This window comes from Micromonospora fulviviridis (assembly GCF_014648395.1).
Classification (GTDB): domain Bacteria; phylum Actinomycetota; class Actinomycetes; order Mycobacteriales; family Micromonosporaceae; genus Micromonospora; species Micromonospora fulviviridis.
Window position 1 is genome coordinate 281,842 of the sequence record NZ_BMRA01000005.1, and the last position, 23,725, is coordinate 305,566.

20 protein-coding genes are annotated in these 23,725 nt (G+C 71.6%); 15 read left to right on the forward strand and 5 right to left on the reverse strand.

The genetic code is table 11. The features are described from left to right. The first annotated feature begins 395 nt into the window (after nucleotides 1–395). The 5 genes from IEY96_RS15495 to IEY96_RS15515 all read left to right on the forward strand — a co-directional run bounded on the left by IEY96_RS15495 (nucleotide 396) and on the right by IEY96_RS15515 (nucleotide 6,151). The gene (locus IEY96_RS15495; protein ID WP_189195500.1) at nucleotides 396–2,039 is read left to right on the forward strand and encodes a peptide ABC transporter substrate-binding protein; all 1,644 of its coding nucleotides are present in this window, start codon (nucleotides 396–398) and stop codon (nucleotides 2,037–2,039) included. Nucleotides 2,040–2,185: 146 nt separating this feature from the next. Further along, a complete protein-coding gene (locus tag IEY96_RS15500; protein WP_189195501.1) occupies nucleotides 2,186–3,112 on the forward strand; it encodes an ABC transporter permease in 927 nt (308 codons plus the stop codon). After that, the gene (locus tag IEY96_RS15505; RefSeq protein ID WP_189195502.1) at nucleotides 3,105–4,088 is read left to right on the forward strand and encodes an ABC transporter permease; all 984 of its coding nucleotides are present in this window, start codon (nucleotides 3,105–3,107) and stop codon (nucleotides 4,086–4,088) included. The genes IEY96_RS15500 and IEY96_RS15505 overlap by 8 nt, the downstream gene beginning before the upstream one ends. A gap of 25 nt (nucleotides 4,089–4,113) precedes the next feature. Further along, nucleotides 4,114–5,142: an ABC transporter ATP-binding protein gene (locus IEY96_RS15510; RefSeq protein ID WP_189195738.1), complete on the forward strand. Its 1,029-nt coding sequence runs from the start codon at nucleotides 4,114–4,116 to the stop codon at nucleotides 5,140–5,142. Then, complete coding sequence (locus tag IEY96_RS15515) at nucleotides 5,135–6,151, forward strand: ABC transporter ATP-binding protein (RefSeq protein ID WP_189195503.1); 1,017 nt, start codon at nucleotides 5,135–5,137, stop codon at nucleotides 6,149–6,151. Before IEY96_RS15510 ends, IEY96_RS15515 begins: the two co-directional genes overlap by 8 nt. A gap of 80 nt (nucleotides 6,152–6,231) precedes the next feature. On the opposite strand, the gene IEY96_RS15520 is transcribed toward IEY96_RS15515, so the two are convergent. Beyond that, nucleotides 6,232–6,585, reverse strand: a complete 354-nt coding sequence (locus tag IEY96_RS15520) for a chorismate mutase (RefSeq protein ID WP_189195504.1) — start codon at nucleotides 6,583–6,585, stop codon at nucleotides 6,232–6,234. 290 nt (nucleotides 6,586–6,875) lie between these two features. Here IEY96_RS15520 and pcrA point away from each other — a divergent pair, with 290 nt between their 5' ends. Then, nucleotides 6,876–9,272, forward strand: coding sequence for a DNA helicase PcrA (gene pcrA / locus IEY96_RS15525; RefSeq protein ID WP_189195505.1), 2,397 nt, complete (start codon nucleotides 6,876–6,878; stop codon nucleotides 9,270–9,272). 60 nt (nucleotides 9,273–9,332) lie between these two features. Here the strand turns inward: pcrA and IEY96_RS15530 are convergent, their stop codons facing one another. Further along, nucleotides 9,333–10,103 (reverse strand): M23 family metallopeptidase, encoded by a 771-nt coding sequence (locus tag IEY96_RS15530; RefSeq protein WP_229791610.1) that lies wholly within the window; start codon nucleotides 10,101–10,103, stop codon nucleotides 9,333–9,335. Nucleotides 10,104–10,365: 262 nt separating this feature from the next. Further along, nucleotides 10,366–11,079: a M23 family metallopeptidase gene (locus IEY96_RS15535; RefSeq protein ID WP_189195507.1), complete on the reverse strand. Its 714-nt coding sequence runs from the start codon at nucleotides 11,077–11,079 to the stop codon at nucleotides 10,366–10,368. A gap of 386 nt (nucleotides 11,080–11,465) precedes the next feature. On the opposite strand from IEY96_RS15535, the gene icmB reads away from it, so the two are divergent. From icmB to sucD, 4 genes are all read left to right on the forward strand, one after another. Beyond that, nucleotides 11,466–11,870 (forward strand): coenzyme B12-dependent isobutyryl CoA mutase small subunit, encoded by a 405-nt coding sequence (icmB, locus tag IEY96_RS15540; RefSeq protein ID WP_091318208.1) that lies wholly within the window; start codon nucleotides 11,466–11,468, stop codon nucleotides 11,868–11,870. 420 nt (nucleotides 11,871–12,290) lie between these two features. After that, entirely contained in the window at nucleotides 12,291–13,118 is an 828-nt protein-coding gene (locus tag IEY96_RS15545) for a hypothetical protein (RefSeq protein ID WP_189195508.1), read from the forward strand. Nucleotides 13,119–13,303: 185 nt separating this feature from the next. Continuing rightward, a complete protein-coding gene (gene sucC / locus IEY96_RS15550) occupies nucleotides 13,304–14,482 on the forward strand; it encodes an ADP-forming succinate--CoA ligase subunit beta (RefSeq protein WP_189195509.1) in 1,179 nt (392 codons plus the stop codon). Between the two features lie 2 nt (nucleotides 14,483–14,484). Then, entirely contained in the window at nucleotides 14,485–15,372 is an 888-nt protein-coding gene (gene sucD / locus IEY96_RS15555) for a succinate--CoA ligase subunit alpha (protein ID WP_189195510.1), read from the forward strand. 57 nt (nucleotides 15,373–15,429) lie between these two features. On the opposite strand, the gene IEY96_RS15560 is transcribed toward sucD, so the two are convergent. Next, nucleotides 15,430–15,699 carry a DUF4190 domain-containing protein gene (locus tag IEY96_RS15560; protein ID WP_189195511.1) on the reverse strand — a complete coding sequence of 90 codons (270 nt, stop codon included), beginning with the start codon at nucleotides 15,697–15,699 and terminating at the stop codon, nucleotides 15,430–15,432. Between the two features lie 159 nt (nucleotides 15,700–15,858). Here IEY96_RS15560 and IEY96_RS15565 point away from each other — a divergent pair, with 159 nt between their 5' ends. Then, nucleotides 15,859–17,190: a cell division protein PerM gene (locus IEY96_RS15565; protein ID WP_189195512.1), complete on the forward strand. Its 1,332-nt coding sequence runs from the start codon at nucleotides 15,859–15,861 to the stop codon at nucleotides 17,188–17,190. A 62-nt stretch (nucleotides 17,191–17,252) separates the two neighbouring features. Here the strand turns inward: IEY96_RS15565 and IEY96_RS15570 are convergent, their stop codons facing one another. After that, the gene (locus tag IEY96_RS15570; protein WP_189195513.1) at nucleotides 17,253–17,834 is read right to left on the reverse strand and encodes a DUF4190 domain-containing protein; all 582 of its coding nucleotides are present in this window, start codon (nucleotides 17,832–17,834) and stop codon (nucleotides 17,253–17,255) included. Between the two features lie 247 nt (nucleotides 17,835–18,081). Here IEY96_RS15570 and purN point away from each other — a divergent pair, with 247 nt between their 5' ends. The 4 genes from purN to IEY96_RS15590 all read left to right on the forward strand — a co-directional run bounded on the left by purN (nucleotide 18,082) and on the right by IEY96_RS15590 (nucleotide 23,689). Then, nucleotides 18,082–18,702 (forward strand): phosphoribosylglycinamide formyltransferase, encoded by a 621-nt coding sequence (gene purN / locus IEY96_RS15575; protein ID WP_189195514.1) that lies wholly within the window; start codon nucleotides 18,082–18,084, stop codon nucleotides 18,700–18,702. Then, a complete protein-coding gene (gene purH, locus IEY96_RS15580) occupies nucleotides 18,699–20,270 on the forward strand; it encodes a bifunctional phosphoribosylaminoimidazolecarboxamide formyltransferase/IMP cyclohydrolase (RefSeq protein WP_189195515.1) in 1,572 nt (523 codons plus the stop codon). Before purN ends, purH begins: the two co-directional genes overlap by 4 nt. 250 nt (nucleotides 20,271–20,520) lie before the next feature. After that, nucleotides 20,521–20,901 carry a hypothetical protein gene (locus tag IEY96_RS15585; RefSeq protein ID WP_189195516.1) on the forward strand — a complete coding sequence of 127 codons (381 nt, stop codon included), beginning with the start codon at nucleotides 20,521–20,523 and terminating at the stop codon, nucleotides 20,899–20,901. 154 nt (nucleotides 20,902–21,055) lie between these two features. Then, a complete protein-coding gene (locus IEY96_RS15590; RefSeq protein ID WP_229791611.1) occupies nucleotides 21,056–23,689 on the forward strand; it encodes a beta propeller repeat protein in 2,634 nt (877 codons plus the stop codon). The last annotated feature ends 36 nt before the right edge of the window (nucleotides 23,690–23,725 follow it).

A 23,725-nucleotide genomic window follows, 5' to 3' on the forward strand; every position in this document is an offset into this window, starting at 1 on the left:
CCCCGTCTTACCTGTTCAGAGCGGTCCGATCCACGTGTTTCATGATCTTTTCTCAAGTATCGGCAACGTGGCGACCAACTAACGGCTTGATAACGGCACCTTCACGCAAAGGGCCGGTGAGTGTCACAGTGGCAGCACCTCACCCCCCGGTGTGAGGCACCCCGTCGGGCCCGCCGACCACGTGACGCCGCCTCCACGCGCCGGCGCGTGGCTGTCGACCCTGCGCGGTGTCTCTGTCGAAGGGTGTGGCGCCCGGCGGATCGGTACCCCTGGGGGTGTCCCGAATTCCTCTGCGGTAAGCCGGCGACCTGTGGTTCGGGCCGTCGGTGGTGTCACCCCCCAAACGTGCGTGAAACCCACGACGGAACCAGGTTAGAAAGAGGAGGCCCCTCGGAATGAGAGTCTCGAAGCGGGCGAGCGGCGCGCTCGCGGTGGGCGCGGCATTCGCGCTCGTCGCGTCCGGCTGCTCCAGCGGCAACGACGACGGTGGCAACGCCAGCGCCAGCAAGGACGGCGCGATCGTCATCGACGGCACCCAGCCGGAGAACCCCCTGGTTCCGGCGAACACCACCGAGACCGGTGGCGGCAAGATCATCGACTGGGTGTGGAGTGGCCTGGTCGAGTACCCCAACAACGGTGGGGCGCCGCGGAACCTGCTGGCCGAGTCGATCGAAACGAGCGACTCCAAGGTCTTCAAGATCAAGATCAAGCAGAACACCAAGTTCCACGACGGCACCACCGTCAAGGCCGAGAGCTTCGTCAAGGCCTGGAACTGGGCGGCGTACGGCCCGAACGGCGCGCAGAACGCCTCGTTCTTCGCCGACATCCAGGGCTTCAACGACACCTACACCGAGGACCCGGACGGCCCGGACGGCCCGAAGAAGGCCCCGGAGCCTAAGGCCAAGGAGCTGTCGGGCCTCAAGGTCATCGACGACTGGAACTTCGAGGTCACGCTCTCCGCGCCGACCGCCGTGTTCCCGACCAAGCTCGGCTACAGCGCCTTCATGCCGCTGCCGGACAAGTTCTTCACCATGTCCCCGGCCGAGTTCGGCAAGAAGCCGATCGGTAACGGCCCGGTCAGCCTCGTCTCGTGGCAGGACGACGTCGAGATCAAGCTCACCCGCTTCGACGACTACAGCCTGCGCGACAAGATGAAGATCAAGGACGTCACCGTCAAGATCTACCAGGACGACACGGCGGCCTACAACGACCTGCTCGCCGGCAACCTGGACTTCCAGCAGCAGGTCCCGGTCTCCTCGCTGGCCGGTGACAAGTGGAAGAGCGACCTGGGCGAGCGGGCGATCCAGACGACGATCCCGTCGACCGGCATCATCGCCTTCCCGATCTACGACAAGCGCTTCCAGAACCCGAAGCTGCGCAAGGCGATCTCCATGTCGATCAACCGGCAGGAGATCACCGACAAGATCTTCTTCGGTAACCGGAAGCCGGCCGACAGCTGGGCCAACCCGCTGACCCCGGGCGCCGAGCCGGGCAACTGCACCGCCTGCAAGTTCGACCCGACCCAGGCGAAGCAGCTGCTCCAGGAGGCCGGTGGCTTCCAGGGCAAGCTCACCCTGTCGTACAACGCGGACGCCAGCCACAAGGAGTGGATGGAGGCCGTCGCCCAGCAGATCAAGACCAACCTGGGCATCGACGCCGTCGCCGTCGGCGTGCCGACCTTCGCGGTCTTCCGGGCGAACATCAACGCCTACAAGATGACCGGTGCCTACCGGGCCGGTTGGCAGCAGGACTACCCGGACGTGGAGAACTGGATCAACCCGCTCTACGTGACCGGCGGCTCCTCGAACGACGGCAAGTACAGCAACCCGCAGGTGGACGCCCTCGCCAAGGAGGCCTCCGCGGCCCCCAGCCTCGAGGAGGCCCACAAGAAGTTCGCCGAGGCCGTCAAGCTGATCGACCAGGACGTCCCGACGATGCCGATCTACTTCAGCGGTGAGCAGTCCGGTCACTCGGAGAAGATCAAGAAGATTGAGCTGACCAACGTCGGCGAGCTCGACATCACCTCGGTCGAGCTCTGATCCGAACGGTCTGACCCCGGGTCGGGCTCGCCTACCGGTGAGCCCGACCCGGGGCCGTTCCGCGAGGGGGTGTACAACGGACCCCTCGCACGTTGTCACCACTCGTGTCGGCCGCCCGACGCGCCCCCTGTCTGGAGGACCACCCCATGGGCCGTTATCTCTTGAGACGGCTGCTGCAACTCGTACCGGTGTTCATCGGTACGACGTTCCTGATCTACTGGCTCGTCTGGTCGGTTCCCGGCGACCCCTTCGCCGGGAAGTGCGGCGACCGCGGTTGCCCCCCGAACTACCGGGCCATGATGACCGAGAAGTACCATCTCGACGATTCGATCTGGGTGCAGTACGCCAGCTACATGAAGAACCTTTTCCAGGGTGACTTCGGTATCACGTTCGGCGGTCGCGAGATCAGCGACATCATCGCCACGTCGTACCCCAACACCCTGAAGCTGGCGGTGGTGGCGCTCGCCATCGAAGCCATCATCGGCCTCGGTGCGGGCGTCCTGACCGGTCTCCGGCGCAACGGCTTCCTGGACAACCTGGTCCTGATCTCCACCCTGTTCCTGATCGCGCTGCCGGTCTTCGTCATCGGCTTCGTGCTCCAGTGGCTCCTCGGCGTCAAGTGGGGCATCATCACCCCCACCGTCTCCAACGAGATGCGGTTCAGCGAGCTGATCGTCCCGGGCTTCGTGCTCGGCAGCGCCTCGATGGCGTACATCGCCCGGGTGGCGCGGACCAGCATCGCCGAGAACCGGCGGGCCGACTTCGTCCGTACGGCCATCGCCAAGGGCCTCCCCATGCGCCGGGTCGTCGGCGTGCACCTGCTGCGCAACTCGCTCATCCCGGTCGTCACCCTGCTCGGCACCGACCTCGGCGCCCTGATGGGCGGCGCGATCATCACCGAGGGCATCTTCGGCATCAACGGCATCGGCCGCCAGGTGCTCCGGGCGATCGTCACCAAGGAGAGCGCTACCGTTGTCGGCATCGTGGTGGTGCTGGTGCTCGTCTATCTCGTGATGAACCTGCTGGTGGACCTGCTCTACGCCGCCCTGGACCCGAGGATCCGTTATGAGTGACCCGAGTACCGCGTCGATCGTCTCGACGCCGCCCGCGACCATGCCGACCGAGGCGGGTTCCGGTGCGCCCACCAACGCCGGCCTGCCGGAGAACGCGAAGAAGCAGAAGCCGCGTGGCCTGCTCGGCGACGCCTGGCGCGACCTGCGCCGCAAGCCGCTGTTCTGGATCTCCGCGACGTTCATCCTGCTCTTCGTGGTGATGGCGGCGTTCCCCTCGCTGTTCACCTCCGGCGACGCGGTGAACGGCGCATTGGGGCGCAGCCGGGTCGAGCCGTCCTCTTCGGCCTGGTTCGGCTACGACGTGCAGGGCCGTGACGTCTACGCCCGGGTCATCTACGGCGCCCGCGCCTCGATCGTGGTGGCGCTCCTGTCGACCATCCTCACCCTGCTGTTCGGCGGCGCGATGGGCATCATCGCCGGCTACCGCGGTGGCTGGGTGGACGCGGTCCTGTCCCGGATCGCGGACATCTTCTTCGGCCTGCCGTTCGTGCTCGGCGCGATCGTCATCCTGACCACGTTCAACGGCTCGGGCACCGACAACGGTGAGTGGACGATCATGGGGCTGGTCATCCTGTCCCTGACCGTTCTGAGCTGGCCGGTCGTGATGCGGCTGATGCGCTCCTCGGTGCTCGCCACCAAGGAGGCCGACTACATCGTGGCGGCCCGTGCGCTGGGCGCCGGCACCGGCCGGATCATCCTCAAGCACCTGCTGCCGAACTGCCTGGCGCCGCTGCTGGTGTACGGCACGATCATGGTCGGCTCCTTCATCGGCGCTGAGGCCACGCTGTCCTTCCTGGGCATCGGCCTGAAGAGCCCGGTGGTCTCCTGGGGCATCATGATCAGCGAGGCGCAGAACTACATCCGGGTCTCGCCGTTCCTGCTGTTCTTCCCCTCCGCGTTCCTCGTCATCGCCGTGTTGAGCTTCGTGATGCTCGGCGAAGCGGTCCGCGAGGCCCTCGACCCGAAGCTCCGATAGGGGAACTGAGTTGTCCGACATTCTCGTGTCCGAGCAGTCCGCGCCGGGCGCCGACGGATCCGGCCGCCCCTCGGGCCGCCTGCTCGAGGTCGACGGCCTGCGGGTGGAGTTCCGCACCCGGGACGGTGTCGCCAAGGTCATCAACGGGGTGACGTACCACGTCGACGCGGGGGAGACCCTCGCCGTGCTCGGCGAGTCCGGCTCCGGCAAGAGCGTCACCGCGCAGACCATCATGGGCATCCTCGACACCCCGCCCGGCTTCGTCACCGCGGGCCAGGTCCGCTTCCACGGCAAGGACATGCTCAAGATGTCCCCCGAGCAGCGGCGCCGGATCCGTGGTGAAGGCATTGCGATGATCTTCCAGGACTCGCTCTCCGCCCTCAACCCGGTTTTCACCGTCGGCTTCCAGATCGCCGAGCAGTTCCGCATCCGGCGCGGCATGAGCCGCTCGGACGCCAAGAAGCGCGCGATCGAGATGCTCGACCAGGTCAAGATCCCGAACGCCAAGGGCCGGTACAGCAACTACCCGCACCAGTTCTCGGGTGGTATGCGGCAGCGCGCCATGATCGCCATGTCGCTGGCGCTCGACCCCGAGGTGCTGATCGCCGACGAGCCGACCACCGCGCTGGACGTGACCGTGCAGGCCCAGATCATGGACCTGCTCGGGGAGCTTCAGCGTGAGCGGCAGATGGGCATGATCCTGATCACCCACGACCTCGGCGTGGTCGCCGACGTCGCGGACCGGATCGCGGTCATGTACGCCGGCCGGATCGTCGAGGAAGCCGACGTGTACGACCTGTACGCCAAGCCGGCGCACCCGTACACCCTCGGTCTGCTCAACTCGATCCCGCGGATGGACGAGAAGGGGCAGGAGCTCCGCACCATCAAGGGCCTCCCGCCGAACCTGATGAACATCCCGCCGGGCTGCGCCTTCAACCCGCGCTGCCCCATGGCGCAGCCGGTGTGCCGGGAGAAGGTGCCCCCGCTGCTGCAGTTGGGCCGCGGCCGGGCCAGTGCCTGCCACTTCGCCGAGGAGCTCGTGAACCGTGACTGAGAACATCATCGAGGTCCGTGACCTGGTCAAGCACTACCCCGTAACCCGGGGTGTGGTGTTCAAGAAGACCATCGGCCACGTCAAGGCGGTCGACGGCGTCTCCTTCGAACTGAAGGCCGGCGAGACCCTCGGCGTGGTCGGCGAGTCCGGCTGTGGCAAGTCGACGCTGGCCCGGGTGCTGATGAACCTGGAGAAGCCGACCGCCGGCCAGGTGCTCTACAAGGGCCAGGACATCTCCAAGCTCTCCGGCGGCGCATTGCGGCGCCTGCGCCGGCAGATCCAGCTGGTGATGCAGGACCCGTACACCTCGCTGAACCCGCGCATGACGGTCGGTGACCTGATCGGCGAGCCGTTCGAGATCCACCCCGAGGTGGCCCCGAAGCGGTCCCGCCGGGACAAGGTCAAGGAGCTGCTCGACCTGGTCGGTCTCAACCCTGAGCACATCAACCGGTACCCGCACCAGTTCTCCGGCGGCCAGCGGCAGCGCATCGGCATCGCCCGGGCGCTGGCCCTGCGGCCCGAGGTCATCGTCTGCGACGAGCCGGTGTCGGCCCTGGACGTGTCGATCCAGGCGCAGGTGATGAACCTGCTGGAGAAGCTCCAGGCCGAGTTCGGCCTCTCGTACGTCTTCATCGCCCACGACCTGTCGGTCGTGCGTCACCTCTCCGACCGGGTCGCCGTGATGTACCTGGGCAAGATGGTGGAGGTCGGCACCGAGGACGAGATCTACGAGCGGCCGACCCACCCGTACACCCAGGCGCTGCTGTCGGCGGTGCCGGTTCCGGACCCGACCGTGCGGGAGAGCAAGGCGATCATCCGGCTCCAGGGTGACGTCCCCTCGCCGGTCAGCCCGCCCTCGGGCTGCCGGTTCCGCACCCGGTGCTGGAAGGCGCAGGACGTCTGCGCCCAGGAGGTGCCGTTGCTCCAGATCCGGCGGGGCTCGGACCACCCGAGCGCCTGCCACTTCGCGGAGAAGCGGGAGATCGTCGCCACCCACGAGGCGGCCTGATCCACCCCGGACCGCCTGCCGGCGTCACCCGACGCCGGCAGGCGGTCCGTCGTATCCGGCGGCTGCCGCGCCGCCAGCCCTCACAGTGGCCCGCGGCCGGCGCGCAGCAGCAGGAGCGCGAGTTGGGTGCCGTCCGCGCCGAGCGCCTGGCGGAACCGCTCCAGGATCTCCCGCTCGCGGGAGAGCACCAGCCGGGTGCCGCCGGAGGCCATCCGGGTGGCGCCGACCTCCTGGGAGAGCGCGGCCCGCTCCTGCCAGAGCGCGATGATCGTGCGGTCGATCTCGTCGATCCGCTCCCGGATCTCGCTGATTCGCTCGGCCGCCGCCGCGTCGCCGGTGCCGGTCCGGGCCGCCGCGGCCCCGGTCGGGTCACCGCCGGCGGGCCCGTCGTGCCGCGCCAGGCCGCCGCTGGACTCCACCACGTCAGTCATCATCGTCGTACCCCTCGGGGTCTCGGGCCCGGTACCCGGATCCCGGGACGGAAAAGCCCCGGGCTCCAGGAGCCCGGGGCTTTTCGTAGGTCTGTGATCAGGCGCGACCCACGGCTGCCGGACTCCCGGTGCCGTAGTAAAAGTAGAAGCGCTGACCGAACACGCCGTCGAGTATGCCGACCCGCGGGGCGGGCGCGCAAGGAAACCCGCCAACAGGTGGGACGTGACGCCTTCGTCTCGTCGGCACCGCGTGGGCGGGAAGTGTCCGCCCGTCGGCATAGACTCGCCGTGCGATGCATCCTCTCTTCGACATCCCCGCGTCCCCGCCCGCGCCGGAGCCCCGGCCGACCCCGCCGCACCGGCCCGGGGCCCGGCCGGACGCGCAGGCACTCCTCGCCGGCCTGAACGGTCCCCAGCGGGACGCGGTCACCCACGCCGGTTCCCCGCTGCTCATCGTGGCCGGTGCGGGCTCCGGCAAGACCCGGGTGCTGACCAACCGGATCGCCTACCTGCTCGCCGCGCGGGACGTGCACCCCGGCGAGATCATCGCGATCACCTTCACCAACAAGGCCGCCGGCGAGATGAAGGAGCGGGTGGCCGCCCTCGTCGGCCCGCGTGCCCGGTTGATGTGGGTGTCGACCTTCCACTCGGCCTGCGTCCGGATCCTGCGGGCCGAGCACGAGCACGCCGGCCTCAAGTCCACCTTCTCGATCTACGACGCGGACGACTCCCGCCGGCTCATGCAGCTGGTCGCCCGCGAGCTGGACCTGGACCCGAAGCGCTACCCGGCGCGCGGACTGGCCGCCCAGGTCTCCAACCTGAAGAACGAGCTGGTCGACCCGGAGGAGTTCGCCTGCCGGGCCAAGGGCCCCAACGAGCGGGCGCTGGCCGAGGCGTACACGCTCTACCAGCGGCGGCTGCGCGAGGCGCACGCGCTGGACTTCGACGACCTGATCATGACGACGGTGCACCTGCTCCAGTCGCACCCGCACGTGGCGGAGAGCTACCGGCGCCGGTTCCGGCACGTGCTGGTCGACGAGTACCAGGACACCAACCACGCCCAGTACGTGCTGATCAAGGAGCTGGTCTCCGGCACGGAGGGCGTCCCGCCGGCCGAGCTCTGCGTGGTCGGTGACGCCGACCAGTCGATCTACGCGTTCCGCGGCGCCACCATCCGCAACATCCTGGAGTTCGAGCGCGACTTCACCGACGCGCGGACGATCCTGCTCGAACAGAACTACCGCTCCACCCAGACCATCCTCAACGCCGCCAACGCGGTGATCGACCGGAACACCTCCCGCAAGCCCAAGCGGCTGTGGAGCGACGCCGGGGCCGGCGAGCAGATCGTCGGCTACGTGGCCGACACCGAGCACGCCGAGGCGGACTGGGTGGCCCGGGAGATCGACCGGCTGGTCGACGCGGGCGACACCCGCCCGGGCGACGTGGCCGTCTTCTACCGCACCAACGCCATGTCCCGCGTCTTCGAGGAGGTGTTCATCCGGGTCGGCCTGCCCTACAAGGTGGTCGGCGGGGTGCGCTTCTACGAGCGCAAGGAGGTCCGCGACGCGCTGGCCTACCTGCGCGCGGTGGTCAACGACGACGACACGGTCAGCCTGCGCCGGATCCTCAACACCCCGCGCCGGGGCATCGGGGAACGGGCCGAGGCGTGCGTGGAGGCGCTTTCCAGCCGGGACCGGATCTCCTTCGGCGCCGCGCTGCGCCGGGCCAAGGACGCGCCGGGGATCTCCACCCGGGCCGCCAACGGCATCGCCGAGTTCGTCGCGCTGCTCGACGGCGCGCGCGAGCTGGCCGCCACCGGCACCCCGGAGGAGGTGCTGGAGGCCCTGCTGACCCGCTCGGGCTACCTGGCCGAGCTGGAGGAGAGCCTCGACCCGCAGGACGCCGGCCGGGTGGACAACCTCCAGGAACTGGTCAGCGTCGCCCGGGAGTACACCGAGCGGATCGAGGCGCTGGGCGAGGAGGACGAGCAGGCCACCCTGGCCGGTTTCCTGGAGCAGGTCGCGCTGGTCGCCGACGCCGACCAGATCCCCGCCGACGACCCGGACCACCAGGGCGTGGTGACCCTGATGACCCTGCACACCGCCAAGGGGCTGGAGTTCCCGGTGGTGTTCCTCAGCGGCCTGGAGGACGGCGTCTTCCCGCACCTGCGCTCGCTCGGCGACACCCGGGAGCTGGAGGAGGAGCGGCGGCTGGCGTACGTGGGCATCACCCGGGCCCGGCAGCGCCTCTACCTGTCCCGGGCGGTCACCCGCTCGGCCTGGGGCGCCCCGGCCTACAACCCGCCGTCGCGTTTCCTGGAGGAGCTGCCGACCGAGCTGGTCCGCTGGGAGCGCACCGAGGGGTCGTACACCTCGTGGGCCGGTGGGGGCGGCGGCGTCGGTGGCCGGGCGGACCGGGTGCCCGGCGGGCGGGGCGGCTTCACCGGCGGCACGCCGAAGGCGACCCAGCTCGCCAAGCGGCTCGGGGTGGACGCCAGCCGGCTGGCCACCGCGAGCGAGCTGAAGCAGGCGCCCAAGGTCTCGGTGGGCGACCGGGTCAACCACCAGCGCTACGGCCTCGGCCGGGTGCTGGCGGTGGAGGGGCAGGGCCCGGGCGCCCGGGCGCAGATCGACTTCGGCGACCAGACCATGTGGCTGGTCCTCCGGCACGCCCCGATCGACAAGCTCTGAGCCGAGTGAGGCCCGGCCCGGCGACGTGCCGGACCGGGCCCCTCCCTCGTGCCGTGGCCGTCAGCAGGCCACGTCGATGCCCCGGGCCCGCAGGAACGGCGCCGGGTCGATCTGGTTCCACATGGCGCCCTTGTGCACCTCGAAGTGCAGGTGCGGGCCCGTGGAGTCGCCGGTGGAGCCCTCGTAGCCGATGACCTGCCCGGCCTTCACCTTGTCGCCGACGCTGACGATCAGCCGGCTCTGGTGGGCGTAGTGGGTCAGGTAGCCGTTGCCGTGGTCGATGAAGACCGAGTTCCCGTAGCCGTCGCCGGCGTCGCCGGCCTTGACCACGGTGCCCGCGGCGGCGGCGTGGATCGGCGTGCCCGACGGCATGGCAAAGTCGATGCCGGCGTGCAGGGTGCCCCACCGCTGCCCGAAGCAGGAGGTGATCTCGGCGCCCGCCATGGGGATGACCCAGGCCGGCTTCGGCTTGGTGGTCGGCTTCGGCTTCGGCTTGGCCGGGGCCTTCGTCGGCTTCGGGCTGGCCGCGCTCGGACTCGGCGACGGGCTGGCCGGGGTGGCCGAGGGGGTGACCGGGGCGGTCGACTCGCGGGACGAGCGGTCGGCGCGTGCGGCGGCCTCGGCGCGCGCCTGGGCGTCGAAGTCGACGGCGACGGGGGTCGGGGTGCCGTGGCCGACGGTGGCGACGGAGACACCGCCGACGCCGAGGCCGAGCAGGGCCACCGCGCCGATGACGACATATGCGGTACGCCGGGCCGGGCGCTGGCGCCGGTGCCGGGCGGGAGCGTTGTCCGGGGTGTTCTCGTTCTGGATGGAGCTGTCTTCCTGCACGGAAACCTTCATCAGTCGAGGGGCACGTGACCTCGAAATACTGGTGTCGGCCGGCATCGCGGCGGGTACGGGGTTGCGGAGGACCGGCGGGCCCGGTGATGGCACCTGTCCGGGTTTCCACCGTCCTGGCCGGTTTGCTGCCGAAAAGGATCATGCTCGGCTGTGGTGCCGGCCACAATCGTCGCTGTGACCCAGCAGACTTTGCCGCAGACGAAACCGCCCGGATCGACTGATCCGGGCGGTCAACGGGCGATACGCAGCGTCAGGACGCGGCTACCTCGCTGTAGATTGCCTCGACTTCGAGCTGGATGTCCACTCCGCGCTCCTTGAGCCACGGCACCGGGTCGAGCGGCTGGCCGTTGACATGGATCTCCAGGTGCAGGTGCGAGCCGTAGGAGTGGCCGGTGTTGCCGACCAGGCCGAGCTGGTCGCCCGCCTTCACCTGCTGGCCCTCCTTGACGGTCACCGCCGAGGAGTGGCCGTAGATGGCCTCGCTGCCGTCCGCGTGCTGGACGATCACCGCGTAGCCGTAGCCGCCGAACCAGCCGGCCTTGGTGACCTGGCCGTCGTGGATGGCCCGGTAGGGCGTGCCCTCCGGGGCGACCAGGTCGATGCCGGTGTGCAGCTTGCCCCAGCGCATGCCGTAGGGCGACTGGAAGTCGTAGCCGTGCAGGGGGAGCAGCCAGGTGTCCTGCTCGGTGGCGGTCTTGCCGCCGGCGCGGTCGTCACGGGTGGCACGGTCCGCGCTGTCGGCCCGGGCCGCGGCGTCCTGGCTGGTGACCGAGGCCTGCTTGAGCTCGTCGAGGACCGACGGGCTGACGCTCTTGGCGTCGGGGAGGGCGTTCGCGCCGAGGGCGACGATGCCGGCGCCCACGAAGGCGGTGGTCACGACCGCGGCGTAGCGGCTCCGCGGGGGGGTGGGTACGCGGCGGCGGCCGCGATATCTATCGGGCTCAGACGACAGGCGCTGGCGCACGCACACCCTCCGTTGTCGGGGATCCGATGCGACTCCGGACCGTTCGGTGAAGCTCGGTCGAACCTCCGGTGTCGCGTCGTCACCCGTCCGTGGACCTGATGACAACCGTGGACACGTTAGCCAACCGCCACTCCTGTCACAAGCCGAAGCGCCGAATTGGCGTTTCGTTCTGTCCGTTTCCATCCGCTCTTGTCATAGCTCGTGCCCCCGGTCGGCTGGCCCCGCAACTGCCCGTTCGTCGCGGACAGTGACCGATCGGCGGAGGTGTCCGGCTTCCCGCGAGCGGGGTGGGGCGGTAAGGCGCAGCCCGGGTTTCCGGCCCCGGGTGGGGCGGGTTACCGTTCGTTCAGGTCAGGAGTGCCGGAGCCGGTGAAAGGTGTGCGCTGATGAGCTCTCGTATCCGGGTCGTCGTCGCGAAGCCCGGCCTGGACGGCCACGACCGGGGCGCGAAGGTCGTCGCCCGTGCCCTGCGTGACGCGGGCATGGAGGTCATCTACACCGGCCTGCACCAGACCCCGGAGCAGATCGTGGAGACCGCGATCCAGGAGGACGCCGACGCGGTGGGCCTCTCGGTGCTCTCCGGGGCGCACATGACCCTCTTCAAGCGGGTCCTCGAACTGCTCGCCGAGCGCGACGCGGCCGACATCGTGGTCTTCGGCGGCGGCATCATTCCGGACGCCGACATCCCGGAGCTCCAGCGGCTCGGCGTCGCCAAGATCTTCACCCCGGGAGCCACCACCCAGTCGATCGTGGAGTGGGTCCGGGAGAACGTCGCCCAGCCGGTCGCCTGACCTTCCCGGCGGCGCGCGTCCCTCCGGGTGACGCCGGCGAGCTGATGGTGTCGCGGATGCCCGGGATGCCGCCCGGCTCCGGGACGGGGCGGGCCGCCGGTGTGCGGACAGGGGGAGGGGCCGGACGCACCCCTCACACGTCCGGCCCCTCTATGCACGATGCCCCGCCGCCACCCCTCGACCGACAGGGCATCGGCCGCTCCCGTCGTCGCGCCTGACCAGCGCTCCGACATCAGACTCAACGACGCCCCCAACAGGGGGTTACGCCTGTTCCGCAACATCCCCCGGACGGCTGACGGCCCGCGTTCCGCGCACCTCGGACGGGCCGGTTTCCGGGGACCTCGCCGTGCGGGCCGGGGTCGTATCGTGTGCCTGCCCGGACCGCGTCCCGCGGTCGACGATCCCCGCCGGGAGCCCGCCGTGACCCAGCCGCCGTACCCGCAGCCCGACCCCGCCGGCGGCCGGCCCGCGCCGCCCCCGCCGCCCGCGGGGTGGCCGGCACCGCAGCAGCCCGGCCAGGGCTGGCCCGCACCGCAGCAACCGGCTCCGGGTGGCTGGGGCGCTCCGCACCAGCAGCCCGCGCCGGGCTGGCCCGTTCGGCACCCGCAGCACGGCGCTCCCCACCACCAGCCCGCGCCCGGCTGGCCGGCCGCGCCGCCGGCGTACCCCGGTGGGGTCGGGCCGGCGCAGCCGCCGCCGACCGCGAAGCGGATCCCGGAGGACCTGCCGTTCGTGGTCCGGCCGAGCCTAGGCAAGCGGGCGCTGACCCTCGGGTTGGTGACCCTGGTGATCGGCCTGGTGATCGCCTGCCCGATCGGCCTGGCCGCGTCGTCCGAGGACGGCGGCCTCGGGCTGCTCTTCATCATCCCGGTGGTGCTGCTCTTCTTCGCCCTGCCGGTCGGCCTCCAGCTCTGGCTGGTCTCCTCCGGCGGCCCGGTGCTCGCGCTCGGGCCGGCCGGGCTGTGGATCAAGACGCGGCCGACCCGGGGGCAGGCGATCTGGCTGCCGTGGGAGGCGATCGACCGGATCTACGTGCGGCGGTGGGCGCTGGAGAAGATGCTCTGCGTCAAGCCGCGCGACCCGCGGGTCGGCAGCGGGCTGGGCGCGTTCACCGCGCTCGACTCCGGGATGCAGCAGGCGTTCTTCGGCACCGGCTTCACCGCCACGGTCAACCACGCCGACCGTGGCGAGGACGAGATCATGCGAGCCGTGGTCGGATACGCGGCCGGTCGCTGCCGGGTGGGCTGAGCCCGGCCGGCGCACAGACGGCTGTGCATTACCGCACACCGTGCACCCGCTCGGTTGCCGCCGGTTCCCATCTCGTTAGGCTGCGGCAAATGACCTGTCTCATCTGATGACAGGCGTCAAACTGATTTTCCAACGCTGGTGGCGGCGCGACGGCGCGCCGCGGAGACGGGACGGGACGCGCAATCGTGGACCTGTACGAGTACCAGGGGCGGGACCTGTTCGAGCGGCACGGGTTGCCCGTGCTCGCCGGCGGCGTCGCCACTACCCCGGAGGAGGCCCGCGCGATCGCCGAGCGCCTCGGCGGCCGGGTGGTCGTCAAGGCGCAGGTGAAGGTCGGCGGCCGCGGCAAGGCCGGCGGCGTGAAGCTGGCCGAGGGCGCGGAGGAGACGGTGGCCCGTGCCACCGACATCCTCGGCATGGACATCAAGGGTCACACGGTCCACAAGGTCATGATCACCGTGACCGCGGACGTGGCCGAGGAGTACTACTTCTCGTACCTGCTCGACCGGGCGAACCGCACCTTCCTCTGCATCGCCAGCGTGGCCGGCGGCATGGACATCGAGCAGGTCGCCGCCGACACCCCCGAGAAGGTCGTCAAGGCCCCGATCGACGCGAACACCGGCGTGGACGAGGCCAAGGCGCGCGAGATCGTGAGCGCGGCCGGCTTCCCGGCCGAGGTCGCCGACCAGGTGGTCGAGGTCGCGGTCAAGCTGTGGCAGGCGTTCGTCGCCGAGGACGCCACGCTGGTCGAGGTGAACCCGCTGGCCACGACCAAGGACGGCAAGCTGCTGCTGCTGGACGCCAAGGTCACCCTCGACGAGAACGCCGCGTTCCGGCACCCGGACCACGAGGCCCTGGTCGACCAGGCGTCGGTGGATCCGCTGGAGCAGGCCGCCAAGGAGAAGGACCTCAACTACGTCAAGCTCGACGGCGAGGTCGGCATCATCGGCAACGGCGCGGGCCTGGTCATGTCCACCCTCGACGTGGTCGCGTACGCCGGTGAGCGGCACGGCGGCGTCAAGCCGGCCAACTTCCTCGACATCGGCGGCGGCGCGAGCGCCGAGGTGATGGCGAACGGCCTGGAGATCGTGCTCTCCGACCCGTCGGTGAAGAGCGTCTTCGTCAACGTCTTCGGCGGCATCACCGCCTGCGACGCGGTCGCCAACGGCATCGTGCAGGCGCTGGCGCTGCTCGAGCAGCGCGGCGAGAAGGCCACCAAGCCGCTCGTCGTGCGCCTCGACGGCAACAACGCCGAGGCCGGTCGGGCGATCCTCGACGGCGCGAACAACCCGCTGATCCAGCGGGTCGACACCATGGACGGCGCGGCCGAGCGGGCCGCCGAGCTGGCAGCTGCGGGGGTCTGACAATGGCTATCTGGCTGACCAAGGACTCCAAGGTCATCGTGCAGGGGATGACCGGTTCCGAGGGTTCCAAGCACACCCGGCGGATGCTCGCTGCCGGCACCAACGTCGTCGGCGGCGTCAACCCGCGCAAGGCGGGCCAGAAGGTCGACTTCGACGGCACCGAGCTGCCGGTCTTCGCGTCCGTCGCGGACGCCATGAAGGAGACCGGGGCGGAGGTCACGGTCATCTTCGTGCCGCCGCAGTTCACCAAGGCCGCGGTGGTCGAGGCGATCGACGCCGGCATCGACCTGGCCGTCGTGATCACCGAGGGCGTGCCGGTGCACGACACCGCCGCGTTCTGGGCGTACAACGTGGCCAAGGGCGAGCGGACCCGGATCATCGGCCCGAACTGCCCGGGCATCGCCTCGCCGGGGGCCTCCAACGCCGGCATCATCCCGGCCGACATCACCGGCTCCGGCCGGATCGGCCTGGTCAGCAAGAGCGGCACGCTGACCTACCAGATGATGTACGAGCTGCGCGACATCGGCTTCTCCACCTGCGTCGGCATCGGCGGTGACCCGATCATCGGCACCACCCACATCGACGCGCTGGCCGCCTTCGAGGCGGACCCGGAGACCGACGCGATCGTCATGATCGGTGAGATCGGTGGCGACGCCGAGGAGCGGGCGGCCGAGTTCATCAAGGCCAACGTCACCAAGCCGGTGGTCGGCTACATCGCCGGCTTCACCGCCCCGCCCGGCAAGACCATGGGCCACGCCGGCGCGATCATCTCCGGCTCGGCGGGCACCGCCGACGCCAAGAAGGCTGCGCTGGAGGCGGTCGGCGTGAAGGTCGGCAAGACCCCGACCGAGACCGCCAAGCTGATGCGGGAGATCATGTCCGGCCGCTGAGCGGTCCCGTGACGTGCCGAGGGGGTCGACCGGGTACGGTCGGCCCCCTCACGCTTCCTACCGGTACCAGTAGGGGGAGTAGTAGTTGCCCCGGGACCGGATGATGGCGCTGGCGATGAGGTTGATGACACCGAACGCGATGGCCAGCCAGCCGAGCAGCGGGGACTTGCCGAAGCGCTTCGCGTCCCGGATCGACAGGTAGCCGAAGACGATGCCCAGGATGCCGCAGCAGAGCAGGCCGGTGATGATCCCCAGGACGCCCCAGAGGGTGGTCCGGTCCCGCCCGGCGGCCGGTGGCGGCGGGGGCGGCGGATACGGAGCGTTCACGGCTTCCTCCGAGCGGTCGGTGCCGCGACAGGAAAGGTCGCGTCCTGGGCCGAGGCTAAACCGGATCGGGGCCCCCGAGCCGGTGGATCAGGGAACTCGCCGCCGTCCCACGGCGGTATCGGACTGCCGTCACCCGCGCGGCATGCCAGAGTAGAGCCGATGTCACGCGTCACCCCTGACCAGCCCCGCCGCCCCGCCGCCGAAGTCGCCGCCGGAGCCCGGCCGACCGGCCGTGCCGGGCCGACGCCGCGGGTGCCCGCGCCCCGGTCGGGGGAGCCGCCGCGCGGCCGGGCACCGCTGCCCGTCGCCGCCGCGGTGGCGGCCCTCTGGGCCGCCGTGACGTCCTGGCTGCCGGTCACCCTGGTCCTCGGCCTCGCCCAGCTCAGCGAGGACGCCGGCTCGCTGTCCGGCGCGCTCCGCGCCGGCCTGGTCGGCTGGTTGCTCGGCCACGGCGTGCCGCTGGAGACCTCCGCCGGGCCGCTCGGCCTGGCGCCGCTCGCCCTGACCGCCCTCGCCGTCTGGCGGCTCACCCGCGCCGGGGTGCACGTCAGCCGGGCCATCGGCGCCCGGGGCGGTCGCTCGCCCCGGCAGGCGCTCGCCGTCGCGGTCGGGGTCGGCATCGGGTACGCGCTGCTCGGCGCCCTCGCCGCGATCGTGGTCGGAGCCGGCGGCCTACGCGTGTCCCCGGTCCGGGCCGGGCTGACCTTCGCGGTCCTCGGCGGGCTCGCCGCCCTGGTCGGCGCGCTGCGGACCACCGGCGTCTGGGTGCTGCTGGCCCGCCGTTCCCCGGCGGCGCTGCGCGACGGGGTGCGCACCGGGCTGGTCGCCGGCCTGCTGCTGCTCGGCGCGGGCGCCGGGGCGGCCGGGCTCGCGGTGGCCACCGGGGGCGGCGACGCGGCCGACATGATCGGGGCGTACCGCACGGGAGTGGCCGGTCAGGCGGGCATCACCCTGGTCAGCCTCGCGTACGCGCCGAACGCCACCGTCTGGTCGGCCAGTTACCTGCTCGGGCCCGGGTTCGCCGTCGGCACCGACACCGCCGTGCGGACCAGCGAGGTCTCCGTCGGCGCGCTGCCGGCCATACCGCTGCTGGCCGGGCTGCCGCGCGGCCCGGTGGACGGGCTGGGCGCCGGGCTGCTCGCGGTGCCGGTGCTGGCCGCCATGGCGGCCGGCTGGCTGCTGGCCCGCCGGTTGCTGCGGATCGCGGCCGAGGAACGCGCGCCGGTCGGGTGGTCGACGCTGCTGGTCCCGGCGGCGCTCGCCGGCCCGGTCGCCGGGGTGCTGCTCGGCCTGGCGGCGGCGGCCTCGGGCGGTCCGCTCGGCGCCGGCCGGCTGGCCGAGATCGGCCCGTCGCCCTGGCCGGTGGCGGGCGTGGCCACCGTGGTGGTCGCGGCCGGCGCCCTCCTCGGCGCCGCCGCCGGCCGCACCCTGACCGGCGCACCCACCCCGACCCGCCCCACCGCCCCACCGCCCCGCCGCGCCGAGCGCTGACCGGCGCCGGAGACGGCGGAGGGGGCGGCCGGCGGTGCCGGACGCCCCCTCGTGGAGCCGGTTCAGGAACCGAGGTTGTTCAGGTTGATCGCGGCGCCGGCGATGGCGTTGATGATGCCGATGACCACACCGATGCCACCGCAGATGAGGGCGGCCTTGGCCTGGCCGGCGTTGTTCGCCTCGCCCGCCTGGACCTTCTTCTGGCCCATCACGCCGAGCACGATGCCGGCGACGCCGGCCGGGATGCCGATCAGCGGGCAGCAGAGGCCGAGCACGATCGAGGCGATACCGGCGATCATGCCGATCAGCCCGAGCGTGTTGTTCTGGCCGCCACCGGTCGGGTAGCCGGCGGCCGGGTACTGCGGCGCGGCGCCGTACGGCTGCTGCTGCGCGTACGGGTCCTGGCCGTAGGGCTGGCCCGGGGTCGGCTGGCCGTACGGCTGGCCCGAGGTGGGCTGCTGGCCGTACTGCGGGGCCTGCGGCGGCTGGGCGTACGGGTCCTGCCCGTACGGCTGGCCCGAGGTGGGCTGCTGGCCGTACTGGGGAGCCTGCGGGGGCTGGGCGTACGGGTCGTACTGCGGGGAGGTCGGGTCCTGGTTCGGCTGCTGGCCGTGCGGGTCCTGACCGGGGTAACCGGGCTGCATTGCGGAGCGCTCCTCAAACTGGGGGTCGACGGTCCATGGTCGGTTGTCTGCCGCTCATCATTCCGCCCGGACACCGGGACGCCCGCGGCACACGGGCCCGGGACCAAGGTCACGATGCCGACGCCGGGCCGGGCGTGAGCACGGCACCGGGCGACGGCAGCGTATCGTGCCGACGCCACGAGGGAGATCACCTGACGCGTGGCCGCCCGAGCGTCGGAGGCGCCAGCAGGCCCGATAGGGTTGCCGCGTGACCGAGCCCGCGTCCGTCGCCCGCCTCGTCGTCCTCGTCTCCGGCTCCGGCAGCAATCTCCAGGCCTTGCTGGACGCCGCCGCCGACCCCGCGTACGGGGCCCGGGTGGTGGCCGTGGGCGCCGACCGCGACGGGATCGCCGGCCTGGACCGAGCCGCCGCGGCCGGCGTGCCGGCCTTCGTGGAGCGGCTGAAGGACCACCCGACCCGCGAGGACTGGGACAAGGCGCTCACCGCCCGGGTCGCCGAGCACCGGCCGGACCTGGTGATCAGCGCCGGCTTCCTCAAGCTCGTCGGCCCGCAGTTCCTGGCCGCGTTCGGCGACCGCTACCTGAACACGCACAACACCCTGCTGCCGGCGTTCCCCGGCATCCACGGCCCCCGGGACGCGCTGGCGTACGGCGTGAAGGTCACCGGGGCCACCCTGTTCTTCGTCGACGCCGGGATGGACACCGGCCCGATCGTCGCCCAGGTCGCCGTGCCGGTGCTGGACGACGACGACGAGGAGACGCTCACCGAGCGCATCAAGTCCGCCGAGCGGCGCCAGCTCGTCGAGCAGGTCGGTCGGCTGGTCCGTGAAGGTTGGACGATCACCGGCAGAAAGGTCACCATTCCGTGAGTGCCACTGAGGACGCCCGCCGCCCGATCAAGCGGGCGCTGGTCAGCGTCTACGACAAGACCGGCCTGGTCGAGCTGGCCCGGGCCCTGCACGAGGCCGGGGTGGAGATCGTCTCGACGGGCAGCACCGCGTCGACGATCTCCGGCGCGGGCGTGCCGGTGACCCCGGTCGAGCAGGTGACCGGGTTCCCGGAGATCCTCGACGGCCGGGTCAAGACGCTGCACCCGAAGATCCACGGTGGCCTCCTCGCCGACCTCCGCAAGGACGCGCACGCCGCCCAGCTCGACGAGCACGGCATCGCGGGCATCGACCTGCTGGTCTCCAACCTCTACCCGTTCCAGGCGACGGTCGCCTCCGGCGCCAGCCAGGACGAGTGCGTCGAGCAGATCGACATCGGCGGCCCGGCGATGGTCCGGGCCGCGGCCAAGAACCACGCCTCGGTGGCCGTGGTGACCGACCCGGCCGCGTACCCGGCGCTGCGGGCCGCGCTCGCCGAGGGCGGCTTCACCCTGGCCCAGCGGCGGGCCCTCGCGGCCCGCGCGTTCGCCGACATCGCCGACTACGACGTGGCCGTCGCCGAGTGGTTCGCCCGCGAGCTGGCACCGGCCGGCGACGGCTGGCCCGCGTTCGCCGGGCTGGCGCTGCGCCGCCAGGCGGTGCTGCGCTACGGCGAGAACCCGCACCAGGCGGCCGCCCTCTACGCCGACCCGGCCAGCCCGGCCGGCCTGGCCCAGGCGGAGCAGCTGCACGGCAAGGAGATGTCCTACAACAACTACGTCGACGCCGACGCCGCCTGGCGGGCCGCCAACGACTTCCCCGAGCAGCCCGCCGTGGCGATCATCAAGCACGCCAACCCGTGCGGCATCGCGATCGGGGCGGACGTGGCCGAGGCGCACCGCCGGGCGCACGCCTGCGACCCGGTGTCCGCGTACGGCGGGGTGATCGCGGTCAACCGGCCGGTCTCGGTCGAGCTGGCCCGGCAGGTCGCGGAGATCTTCACCGAGGTGCTGGTGGCGCCCGGCTTCGACGAGGGCGCCCTGGAGATCCTCCGGGGGAAGAAGAACATCCGGCTGCTGCGGGCCCCCGGGTTCGACCCGCTGCCGGCCGAGTGGCGGCAGGTCACCGGTGGGGTGCTGGTGCAGCTGCGGGACCGGATCGACGCCGCGGGCGACGACCCGGCGAACTGGACGCTGGCCACCGGCGAGGCGGCCGACGAGGCCACCCTGCGCGACCTGGCGTTCGCCTGGCGGGCGGTCCGCGCGGTGAAGAGCAACGCGATCCTGCTGGCCCGGGAGGGCGCCACCGTCGGCGTCGGGATGGGCCAGGTCAACCGGGTCGACTCGGCGCAGCTCGCGGTGAGCCGGGCCGGGGCCGAGCGGGCCCGCGGCTCGGTCTGCGCCTCGGACGCGTTCTTCCCGTTCGCCGACGGCCCGAAGATCCTCATCGAGGCCGGCGTCCGGGCGATCGTCCAGCCCGGCGGCTCGATCCGCGACGAGGAGACCATCGCCGCCTGCAAGGAGGCCGGGGTGACCATGTACCTCACCGGCACCCGGCACTTCTTCCACTGATCTCCGACCCCGAACGGGGGCGCGGCCGGCCGGCCGCGCCCCCGTTTCACATTGTGTCGTTCCACTTGGGAGCGCTGTCACGTCGAGGCAGCTGACCAGCCGAAAGTACGACCGCCGCGCCATTGCCCGCCCGTAAAAGTTGTTGCTAGCGTGGGTCCGGCAGGCGATCGATCCGTCCCGTTGTCTCCCCCCGGTGGCCGGCGGTGAACCGCCCGCCGGAGCCCCCTCCCCTCGCCCGGCAGGTATGCCCATGCGCGCGCTCGACCGGTTGACCACCGTCGTCGTCGCGCTGGCGTTCGTCCTGGCCGGCCTGGGCGCGCCCGCCTGTGCGGAGACCCACGGCCCCGGCGCGGTGCGCGCCGCGCACCAGCACGCCGTCCACGAGGGACCCGCGGCCTGCACGCCCGACCACGCTCCCTCGGAGCTGCGGGCGGAGTTGTCCGGCGGGCCATGCGGTGACCACCGCGCCGGCGTCGCCTCCGGCGACGGACCGGACGACCTGCTCCCGGCCGCGCCGCCGCGGGTCGGCACGCCGCCGCCGGCGGCCGTCCCGACCCGCTACCGGCAGCCGGCCGTCCCGATGCCCCCGCGCGGCACCCTGCCCGCCCGGGCGCCACCGGCCGCCGCCTGACCCTCCCCGCGCACCCGTCCGTCGGGCCCGCGGGTCGAGGCCGCCCCGGACCCGCCGGGTCCGCTCATGACAGCGCCACGGTCGCCACCGGCCGCCGTGGTTTTCCCTCCCCGGGCCACGCGCCCGGGGGACCCCTGAATCCCGGAGGATTCACATGTCCACATTCCGCTGGCGCAAGCCGGCGACAATCGCGGGCGCGCTGGTGCTCACCGCCGCGCTCGGTGGCGTCGTCGCCACCAACCACGAGGTGCGGGAGGTGCTCGGCCTGGCCGAGGAGCCCGGCGCCAACATGCCCTGGCACCCCAGGGAGTTCATGGAGATGGCGGCCGGGGAGGACTCGGCCGAGGCGGGTGAGGAGGCCTTCGAGGCCCGCACCATCGCCGAGCAGTTCGCCCAGGCCCGCTACGCGCCGGGCATCGTCGCGCCGGGCGCGTACGCCAACGCGCTGAGCCAGCTCAGCGCGTTGCCGGCGACGAAGGGCACCTGGCGCGAGGTCACGAAGATCAAGTACGACGGCGACGACCCGCGCTACCGCGACTACGCGTCCAACTCCTCCGGTGGCGCCGGCCTGGTCACCGGCCGGATGACGGGCCTCGCCGCGGACGACAACGGGTTCGTGTACGCGGCCGGCGCCGACGGTGGCGTGTGGCGTTCCTCGACCGGCGGCGGGAGCTGGACGCCGATCGCGGACGCGCTGCCCACCCTCTCCAGCGGCGACGTCGTGCTCGCCGCGGACGGCTCGCTCTGGTACGCCACCGGTGAGGGGAACACGGGCGCCACCTCGTTCGTGGGCGCCGGCGTCTACCGGCTGGCCAACCCCCGGACCGGCGCCTTCACGGCCACCGACCGGGTCGGCGGGTCCGAGTTGGAGAGCACGGTCATCAACAAGCTGCGCTTCTTCGACGGCAAGGTGTGGGCCGCCACCAACCGGGGCCTGTTCTCGCACGCGATGAGCAGCGGGTCCGGGGCCTGGAAGCTGGAGTTCGCGCCGAACCCGAGCTACCTGCCGGGCGGCGCCAACGCCGGTGACGCGAACGCGGCGTACAAGAACATCGTCAACGACGTGGCGGGCGACCCCCGCAACGCGAAGCACGTGGTGGTGGCCTCGGCCTGGCGCTCGGGCGACACGTACAACGGCTTCTACGAGACCGCCGACTACACCGCCGGGGGCTGGGCCAAGGTCAACCCGACCGGGTCCATCCCGGCCGACGACATCGGGTACGTGACCTTCGCCTTCTCCGCCGACGGCGGGAAGCTCTACGCGATCAACCAGTCACCGAAGCTGCTCAACAAGCCTGCCGGCAATGTGAACAGCTACCTGGACGGCATCTACGTTTCCAACAACGGCTCGCCGTCAGGCCCCTGGAGCAAGATCGCCGACTCGGCGAAGCTGGGGAACTCCGGCTCGGCCCTCAAGCAGACGGTGATCGGCAAGGGCTACGGCCCGGGCATCCAGGCCTGGTACAACCAGTTCCTCACGGTGGACCCGGCCGACCCGAACCACGTGTGGGCCGGCCTGGAGGAGGTCTACGAGTCGACCGACGGCGGGGCCAACTGGAAGACCGTCGGGCCGTACTGGAACTTCAACTTCGCCTGCTGGAACATCTACGACGCCCAGAACCGCTGCGCCAAGACCACTCACTCCGACCAGCACTCGGTGGCGGTCGGCAACGGGTTCGTCTACGTCGGCAACGACGGTGGCGTCTACCGCCGGCCGGTGCGCGGCAGGACCGACAAGGACGGGCACGCGACCGACTGGCAGAGCCTCAACGACGGCACCATCGACGCGCTCCAGTACTACTCGGTGGCGCTGGGCCGGGACCCGGCGAAGGCCGGCACCATCGTCTCCGGCGGGCTCCAGGACAACGGCGTGTCGATCCTGCGCGCCGGCGACACCGTGATGGGGTCCAACTTCGGCGGTGACGGTGGGGACGGCTTCGCCGACCCGGCCAACGGCTGCCGGCAGGTCCAGGAGTACACCAACCTGGCCATGCGGGTGACCGAGAACTGCAACGCCAACCCCGGCCCGGGCACCGCGGCGACCTCCACCTCGCGGGACATCCAGCCGTACACCTCGTCGCCGGGCGACGAGCCGGCCCGGTTCATCGCGCCCTTCGCGCCGGACGACCACGACGCCAACGTCTGGGTCGCCGGCGGGCAGCACGTGTGGGTGAACACCAAGGGCTACTCGATCTCCGACGGCAAGGGCTGGACCAACGTGTTCAACCTGGGCGCCGGCCACACCGCCACCTCGGTGGCGGTCTCCGGCGGCACGGCGTACGTCGGTTGGTGCGGCCCGTGCAACAACGCCGGCTTCGCCCGGGGCCTCGCGGTCGGCAAGGTCAACGACCCGTCGAGCTGGCACCAGGTCACCCTGCCGGGTGACTTCCCCAACCGGTTCCTCCAGGGCGTCGGGATCGACCCGGCGAACCCGTCGCACGCCTTCCTCGCGGTCAACGGGTTCTCCCGCCGGTTCACCGAGGGCCCGGGCGCCGGCTACGGCCACGTCTTCGAGACCACCGACGCGGGCGCGACCTGGAAGGACGTCTCGGCGAACCTGCCGGACGTGCCGGCCAGCTCGGTCAAGGAACTGTCCACCGGCGCGCTGGTGCTCGCCACCGACCTGGCCACGTTCTACCGCGCGCCCGGCGCCACCGACTGGCAGCGGCTCGGCGCGGGCCTGCCGCTGACCGTCGGCATGGACGTCGAGTACAACGCGGCCGACAACTCGATCTACGTCGCGACCCACGGCCGCGGCATCTGGGCGTTCCCGCTCGCCCAGCTCTGACCGGCCCTCCATGCGGAGGCCCCGTCCCCCCTTCCT

What these genes read in the sequence shown, in the direction of transcription:
- IEY96_RS15590 (WP_229791611.1), top strand. Translation starts at nt 21,056, where the DNA reads ATGTCCACATTCCGCTGGCGCAAGCCGGCGACAATCGCGGGCGCGCTG.
- IEY96_RS15520 (WP_189195504.1), bottom strand. Translation starts at nt 6,585, where the DNA reads ATGATGACTGACGTGGTGGAGTCCAGCGGCGGCCTGGCGCGGCACGAC.
- IEY96_RS15500 (WP_189195501.1), top strand. Translation starts at nt 2,186, where the DNA reads ATGGGCCGTTATCTCTTGAGACGGCTGCTGCAACTCGTACCGGTGTTC.
- IEY96_RS15495 (WP_189195500.1), top strand. Translation starts at nt 396, where the DNA reads ATGAGAGTCTCGAAGCGGGCGAGCGGCGCGCTCGCGGTGGGCGCGGCA.
- pcrA (WP_189195505.1), top strand. Translation starts at nt 6,876, where the DNA reads ATGCATCCTCTCTTCGACATCCCCGCGTCCCCGCCCGCGCCGGAGCCC.
- IEY96_RS15570 (WP_189195513.1), bottom strand. Translation starts at nt 17,834, where the DNA reads ATGCAGCCCGGTTACCCCGGTCAGGACCCGCACGGCCAGCAGCCGAAC.
- IEY96_RS15585 (WP_189195516.1), top strand. Translation starts at nt 20,521, where the DNA reads ATGCGCGCGCTCGACCGGTTGACCACCGTCGTCGTCGCGCTGGCGTTC.
- icmB (WP_091318208.1), top strand. Translation starts at nt 11,466, where the DNA reads ATGAGCTCTCGTATCCGGGTCGTCGTCGCGAAGCCCGGCCTGGACGGC.
- sucD (WP_189195510.1), top strand. Translation starts at nt 14,485, where the DNA reads ATGGCTATCTGGCTGACCAAGGACTCCAAGGTCATCGTGCAGGGGATG.
- IEY96_RS15505 (WP_189195502.1), top strand. Translation starts at nt 3,105, where the DNA reads ATGAGTGACCCGAGTACCGCGTCGATCGTCTCGACGCCGCCCGCGACC.
- IEY96_RS15565 (WP_189195512.1), top strand. Translation starts at nt 15,859, where the DNA reads ATGTCACGCGTCACCCCTGACCAGCCCCGCCGCCCCGCCGCCGAAGTC.